Origin of the sequence: uncultured Streptococcus sp. (assembly GCF_938036805.1) — a bacterium.
Taxonomy (GTDB): domain Bacteria; phylum Bacillota; class Bacilli; order Lactobacillales; family Streptococcaceae; genus Streptococcus.
Genome location: NZ_CALHWC010000086.1, coordinates 1 through 6540, shown reverse-complemented (window position 1 = coordinate 6540; position 6540 = coordinate 1). Strand labels below are relative to the sequence as shown.

Here is a 6540-nt window from a genome sequence, read left to right as displayed (position 1 = left end):
TCACCCATTCTTGCTGACGCAGGAGTGCAGCAAGAGTGGTCAGAACGACAAACTGGGGATGGGTTAAATCAATGGTTTTCAGCTCATTTTTAATCAGCCCATGCCACTTGTGGTAGGTGCGGATAAAGAGCAGACCGGTTGATTTTCTATATTCATCCTTGTAGATGGAGTTAAACTGTGATGTTTCCATTAGCTTTCCCTCTGGATATTTATAAGTACACTTATTATATTCTAACATCTTATTTTTGTCAATAAAAACCCAGTTTAGACTAAAAAGTCTGAACTGGGTTCTGTTTATAGTTTTTCTACATAAATCTGTTGGGCAATCATAGGACTAACCTGGATTGCTCGGCCGTCTACTTCTAGTTGATAGAGCTGGCTGTAGTCGTCATACTGGAGGAAATTGACTTCTTGGTTTATGTTCAGATTGTGTTTTTCCAGATAGGCCAAAAGCTCAAAGTCATCGTGGACACGGCGGATGAGGTAGCTACCGGGCTCTTGAGCGGATGCTAAAGTTTGATGGTATTTTTCTTTCAGCAGCTGGTGTTTGGCTGGGATTGTACCACCATGAGGGCAGGTCTCAGGGAAATCCAGCATTTTTTCCAAGCCTGCGACAAAGCGCTCAGAAACGGTATGTTCCAGAATTTCGGCTTCCTGATGGATTTCGTCCGTGGTGTAGCCCAGCTTTTGGACCAAGAACACCTCAATCAATCGGTGCTTGCGGTAGAGGTCAGAGACCAGTTGCAGGCCTAGGTCGGTCAGCAGGTAGCCGGCCTTTTTGTCCTTGATTAGGAGTTCTTCAGCCAGCATTTTCTTCATCATCTCCGTCACGGCCGGCGGAGAAACCTGCATGTGTTGGGCGATTTCTTTATTGGTGATTTTTCCCTGGCGCGTGCCAATCTCGTAAATACATTTTAAATAGTCTTCTTTATTTGGCGTCATCTTTTGTCCTCGTTGTTTTCCTAAGACTAGTATAGCAAAAAATGCTGGAAGAATACAATTTGAGGTCGAAAGTTCCATTGTACGTTGACTTTTAGCTGAAATTTTGGCATATTTAGAGGTAAATAGGAGAGCTATCGAAGGCTGCATGAGCCTGCTAGCGAAGCCCCGAACGGTGCTGAAGAAATTTCATATGATGGATGTGGATGGTGATGAAAGTAGAAATAAAGCAATGCTATACAGAATTACAAGCACTCGGCTGGTCTCAAGCTGCTCTTGATAAAGTTTTTCTAGCAGAAATGGCGTCATTGCCGCATGAATCAGCTCGCCAAGGTCTTTTTGAGGAGGCCCTTATATTTGGCAGTCCGCTCTTTCAGAAGCTATGGTCTTTTGAATGTCGAGCAGTCCAGCCCCAGCAAGCTGAGAAGTTGTTAGAGCTAGCTATGTTCTATATGGACATGCCTGACGAATTGAGCGGGGAAGCAGCAGAAATCACCAAACTGCTCTCGCGCATGCATTCGGACTTATCGCCTCACACTCCCTTTTGGCGTCAGTTTTCTCAAACGATTCGGCAGGCTTTTTCTCCAGCAGACTTTATTGCAGACAGTGGTAATCAAAGGTTAAAAGGTCAGTTGCACCAGTTTCGCTACCTTATTTCCAGTCAGCAAGCCCAGTGGGTTAGAGAGCATTTTCGTAAGCCGGGGATGACAGATGGCCAGGCTCTCCTAGCCTATTTTCAGGCGCATCCTGACCTGGACTGCCAGCTTTGGGAATCTTCGCGGTTGCACAATAAAGTCTTTGTCGATAAGGGCCAGGTGACCTACCCAGACCATCAGCCCTATCAGGCCAATATCAAGATTCTCCATCGTTTCCATACCGAGTTTATTCTGGATAGGGAAGGGCAGTTTCTCAATCTCCTAGATCCAGAAAAGAGCAGCCAAAATGGGCTAGTCAATGGAGCTAGTTTTAATTACGGGGAGAAGCCCTCCCTGTTCAATCATAGTTCCCATTATTACTACGATGTCAAAAGTCCATCCCAGTGGGATCCCCAGTTTCGCAGGCTGGCGATTCGGAATGGCGGGCAAGCTTTCAAAGCTCCTCAGAATAATCGCGGCTTGGCTGGTTACCATACGGCTAAGGGTTGCTATGCAATTGCGGGGAAAAGCGCTAAAAGTCAAGTTGATGCCCAAGTAAAAAACTTTGAAAAATCATTAGTCGAAAAGTTAAAAGGAAAAGAGTATCTCAAATATTTATGGAATAAAGTAAAAAATAAATATCTGAGGCTATAGAAATGAGGTGGGAAGATGCCAATTAAAATGATCGCTACGGATATGGACGGTACCCTTTTGGATCCGCGAGGCGAGCTGGATTTGCCACGCCTGACAGCAGTTTTAGACCAGCTGGAAGAGCGGGACATCAAGTTTGTCATTGCGACGGGCAATGAAATTCAGAGAATGCGTTTATTGTTGGGCGATTTGACAGAGCGTATGACCCTGATCGTCGCCAACGGCGCTAGAATCTTTGAAAAGAATGAAATGTTGCTGGGTACCTTCTGGCAGCCTGATTTGATTGCAGATACGCTGGCTTATTTTCAGGGTCAAGAACGAGAGGTGCATCTGGTGGTTACTTCCACTAAAGGCGGCTTTGTTCAGGACGGTACGGATTTTCCGATGATTAGCAAGATTATGACAGAAGAAATGGCGGTTCATTTCTACAAGCGAATGAATTTCGTGCCTAATCTGCAAGACCATCCGTTTGAAGAAGTGCTGAAGATGAGCGTTATGGTAGATGAAGCGCAAGCGGCAGAGATTACGCAGCAGATCAATACAGCATTTGCTGGAAGATTGAGTGCTGTGACCAGCGGCTATGGCGCGATTGACATTATCCAAGAAGGCCTTCACAAGGCTTGGGGGCTTCGTCAGCTCATGGATCGGTGGCAAATTAAAAGCAAGGAAATCATGGCTTTTGGCGACAGTGAAAACGACTTGGAAATGCTGGAACTAGCGGATTTCTCCTATGCTATGGAAAATGGGGATGAGAAGATTAAGCGCATTGCCAGTCGCTTGGCACCAGCCAATGCAGAGGCCGGCGTTTTGCAGGTGATTGAGCAATACTTAGAAAAAGGAGTCTAAATGGCAGTTCAACTATTAGAACAGTGGCTTTTAAATGAGCAGGCAAAGATCCAGAAAAATTATCGGGATCTGAATCAGCTTGCAGTAAAAGAGCCAGCGATTATTTTTATCGGTGATTCGATTGTGGAATATTTCCCGCTGCATGAGCTATTGCAAAGCCCTAAAACCTTGGTCAATCGTGGCATTCGTGGCTACAAGACTGATTTGCTTTTAGAGAACTTGGATGCCCATCTCTTTGGGCAGGCTCTGGACAAGGTTTTTCTCCTGATTGGAACCAACGACATTGGCAAGGAGATGGCTCAGGCTGAAACGCTGGCCAATCTGGAAGCAGTTGTTCAGGAGATTTCCCGTGACTATCCTCTAGCTCAGATCCAGTTGCTGTCCGTCCTGCCTGTGAATGAGCAGGAGCAGTACAAAGGAACGGTGTATATTCGGACGAACGAGAAAATCCAAGCCCTTAATCGTGCCTACCGAGCCCTGGCAAGCATCTATACCAATGTCCATTTTATCGATCTTTATGATAACTTCTTGGACGAGGGCGGTCAGCTGCGGGAGGATTTTACTACGGATGGCTTGCACTTGACTATTGCTGGCTATGCGATGCTGTCAAAGGCACTGCAGCCGTATCTCTGAGAAAATATTTTTCTTGGCCAGCTTAATCAAACAGTTAAAACTGACATTTCAAAACGAGTGTGACTTTGTTATCACACTCGTTTCAGACTGAAGACAAAGTTCTTAGAACAGAAGTTGCTAAGGGCTTTGTCTTCAATCTGAAAGAACAGTTTCAACTGTTCTCTTTTGTTTCTTTTTATGAATCAACTACGACTACTTTCTCTTTACCAATCTTCACGCCGATACCGAGACTTGACTTCAAAACCACTCTTAAAAAATATCGAAAAGAAGCTTGATATTGAGAATTGTTAAGATAATTGAAACTGCGTAGCCTAGGATTGTATTCCACTTGGCATTGGTAAATTCTCCCATCAGTGACTTCTTAGAGGTCAGATAAATCAAGGGGAAGATTGAAAACGGAAGAGCGATTGAAAGAAAGACCTGTGAATAGACCAATAACTGATCCAAGGTTTTTTCTTGATGCCCAAACAAGACGGCGACTATAATCACAGGGAGCAAGGCAAAAATCCGTGTACCGATACGGATAATCCACTGAGGTAATCTCAGATGCAAGAAACCTTCCATAACAATCTGTCCTGTCAAAGTACCTGTAATGGTCGAATTTTGACCACTTGCTAAGAGAGCTAGAGCAAATAAAGTTGACAGAGTTGAACTAGCTATCGCTCCTGCTATTGTCGAATCCTGTAAAGCATTGTACATTTGGGAGAAAGCTGAAATTTCAGATGCATGACCAAAAAAGAGGGAGGCACCTAAAATGAGAAGTAAGGAATTGACAATAAAAGCTAGGGACAACTGAAGATTTGAATCCCAAGTCATAAAACGCACAGCTTTCCGAACATCCTTCTTATCTTTGTGATTGATTTTCCTTGTTTGGGATAGGGAGGAATGAAGATAGAGATTATGGGGCATGACTGTCGCACCTACAATCCCTAGAGCCAAGGTCAGCTGACTCTCATGTCCTGGCAGGGGACTTTCAAATAAAGTTGAAGTCGGTAAATAACCACCAAATATCCCCTGAATACTTGGATTGGATAAAGCCACTAGATAAGCAAAGATACCTAATATGGTTAAGATAAGAGTCGTAACGATGGCTTCAATTTTTTTGAAGCCAAATTTCATCAATAACAACAAAAGAAATACATCTAAAACGGTTAGGAGGATAGCAACCATAATCGGTATTTTAAACAAAAGATTTAAGGCAATCGCTGAACCTAAAACCTCAGCTAAGTCTGTCGCCATTAAAGCTAATTCTAAAATCACCCACAGACTATAACGGAGCCACTTGGGAGCATGATGAGCTGTTGCCTGCGCTAAGTCCATCCTCGTCACGATACCAAGCTTTCCAGCCATTTGTTGTAACTGCATAGCAATGATGGATGAAATCAAAATAACAAATAAAAGGCTATACTTGTAGGAAGCACCACCAACCACGCTGGTAATCCAGTTTCCAGGATCCATATAGCCAACTGCTACAAGAGCGCCAGGTCCCAAAAATGCTTTTAGATTTTGCCAAAAATGGTTGTTATTCGGAGTTTCAATCGATTGATTGATTTCAGAAAGAGAGACTTTTTTGTAAGAAGACATCGGAATTTTACACTTTCTAATCTGTCTTTAGCTATTTTTTAATAGATTTTTTGAAAAAATAATGAAAATAGTTTACCTATTTCCAATTCACCCTTATTATATCACATTTTAGAGGGATAATTGAGGAAAGAACTGATAATTGAAATAAGCAAGGTCTGTATTACAAAAAGCCAGCGTAGTAAAACGCTGGCTTCAGATTGAAGACAAAGTCCTCAGAACAGAAGTTTCTAAGGACTTTTTTTGTAAAGTCGTATAATAATGATAAGAAAAGTTATGAGGTGCTCGCTATGTTTCACAAAGAAAAACCAGATTATAATCGCTGCCAATATGGCTTCTATACGATAGACGAATTGGTTCCCAAAGATCACTTTCTTCGACAATTGGAAGCAGAGGTTGATTTCGACTTTATCTATTCTATATTCATTAAAGATTTTTGCTTGCTTTAGTCTAACCACTGGATAAAGGCAGTTTTATCATGATGATTGTAACCTGCCCGCTTATAAAAATTCCAGGTGCTTTCCTTCTTGGAGCCCGTCAGCAGCATCATTTTGTAGCAATTGGCTTCGGTCGCTAATTTCTTAGCAAAATCAAGGCATTCACTGGCATAACCCTTGCCTCTAAAGTCATGATGAGTAACGACATTTTCGATCAAGGCGTAGGGGCGTAGCCCTCTCGTGAGATTGGGAATGACGACACAAATACAAGAAGAAACAATCTTTCCGTCAAGCACTTTGACAATAATATGGTGGTCTGGATCTTCTACCATCCGCTGCCAGACTTTTTGTAAGATTGGGCTTTTTTCTGGAATGGCCGTCTCGTGCAAGGAGAGGTACAAATGGAGTAATTCATCTAGGTCGTTGAGACTGGCTTCTCTGATCATCTTTTCACCTACTATTTGGAATATTTTCGTTTACCTAGCAATATTATAGCATGTTTAGCCCTTAAATTCCTAGCTTGCTCTGAATTAAAATTTTTGACAGTTTCAAAGGTCAGCGAGAGTCAGTTTCCGCTTTTTCTGAAATCTATTATAATATACATTTCAAAAGTCAGAAAAATCTCATAATTGTTATGTAATAGTTCTAAAGCGTTCCTGAGCATATTCTTATACAAGCGGTGGAAAAAGTGATAAATTTGTAGAGTAAGTTTATTGAAACGTTTTCATTATATTATCTGAAAGTTTTCGATAAATAATTTAATTTTGAAGGAGAGTTATCATTATGACTCAAGGGAAAATTACTGCATCTGCAGCAAT

Annotated in this window: 6 protein-coding genes and 1 pseudogene; 3 read left to right on the top strand and 4 right to left on the bottom strand. The window is 42.2% G+C overall.

Going from position 1 to position 6540, the window contains the following annotated elements; all coding sequences use genetic code 11:
- Positions 1-190, bottom strand: a pseudogene (locus Q0191_RS03580) (MarR family transcriptional regulator); the annotation flags it as partial.
- 104 nt (positions 191-294) lie between these two features.
- Entirely contained in the window at positions 295-942 is a 648-nt protein-coding gene (locus Q0191_RS03575; protein WP_297663915.1) for a metal-dependent transcriptional regulator, read from the bottom strand.
- Between the two features lie 209 nt (positions 943-1151).
- Between Q0191_RS03575 and Q0191_RS03570 the strand changes: the two genes are divergently transcribed.
- From Q0191_RS03570 to Q0191_RS03560, 3 genes are read left to right on the top strand one after another with little or no spacing between them, the layout of a single operon-like run.
- Complete coding sequence (locus Q0191_RS03570; RefSeq protein WP_297663913.1) at positions 1152-2228, top strand: DUF3114 domain-containing protein; 1077 nt, start codon at positions 1152-1154, stop codon at positions 2226-2228.
- A gap of 15 nt (positions 2229-2243) precedes the next feature.
- Complete coding sequence (locus Q0191_RS03565) at positions 2244-3071, top strand: Cof-type HAD-IIB family hydrolase (RefSeq protein ID WP_297663911.1); 828 nt, start codon at positions 2244-2246, stop codon at positions 3069-3071.
- Positions 3072-3704, top strand: a complete 633-nt coding sequence (locus Q0191_RS03560; RefSeq protein ID WP_297663909.1) for an SGNH/GDSL hydrolase family protein — start codon at positions 3072-3074, stop codon at positions 3702-3704.
- A gap of 249 nt (positions 3705-3953) precedes the next feature.
- Here the strand turns inward: Q0191_RS03560 and Q0191_RS03555 are convergent, their stop codons facing one another.
- The gene (locus Q0191_RS03555) at positions 3954-5288 is read right to left on the bottom strand and encodes an Nramp family divalent metal transporter (protein ID WP_297663907.1); all 1335 of its coding nucleotides are present in this window, start codon (positions 5286-5288) and stop codon (positions 3954-3956) included.
- 442 nt (positions 5289-5730) lie between these two features.
- On the bottom strand, positions 5731-6168 hold the full coding sequence (locus tag Q0191_RS03550) for a GNAT family N-acetyltransferase (RefSeq protein WP_297663905.1): 438 nt from the start codon (positions 6166-6168) through the stop codon (positions 5731-5733).
- Positions 6169-6540 lie beyond the last annotated feature (372 nt).

What these genes read in the sequence shown, in the direction of transcription:
- Q0191_RS03575 (WP_297663915.1), bottom strand. Translation starts at nt 942, where the DNA reads ATGACGCCAAATAAAGAAGACTATTTAAAATGTATTTACGAGATTGGC.
- Q0191_RS03555 (WP_297663907.1), bottom strand. Translation starts at nt 5,288, where the DNA reads ATGTCTTCTTACAAAAAAGTCTCTCTTTCTGAAATCAATCAATCGATT.
- Q0191_RS03550 (WP_297663905.1), bottom strand. Translation starts at nt 6,168, where the DNA reads ATGATCAGAGAAGCCAGTCTCAACGACCTAGATGAATTACTCCATTTG.
- Q0191_RS03560 (WP_297663909.1), top strand. Translation starts at nt 3,072, where the DNA reads ATGGCAGTTCAACTATTAGAACAGTGGCTTTTAAATGAGCAGGCAAAG.
- Q0191_RS03570 (WP_297663913.1), top strand. Translation starts at nt 1,152, where the DNA reads ATGAAAGTAGAAATAAAGCAATGCTATACAGAATTACAAGCACTCGGC.
- Q0191_RS03565 (WP_297663911.1), top strand. Translation starts at nt 2,244, where the DNA reads ATGCCAATTAAAATGATCGCTACGGATATGGACGGTACCCTTTTGGAT.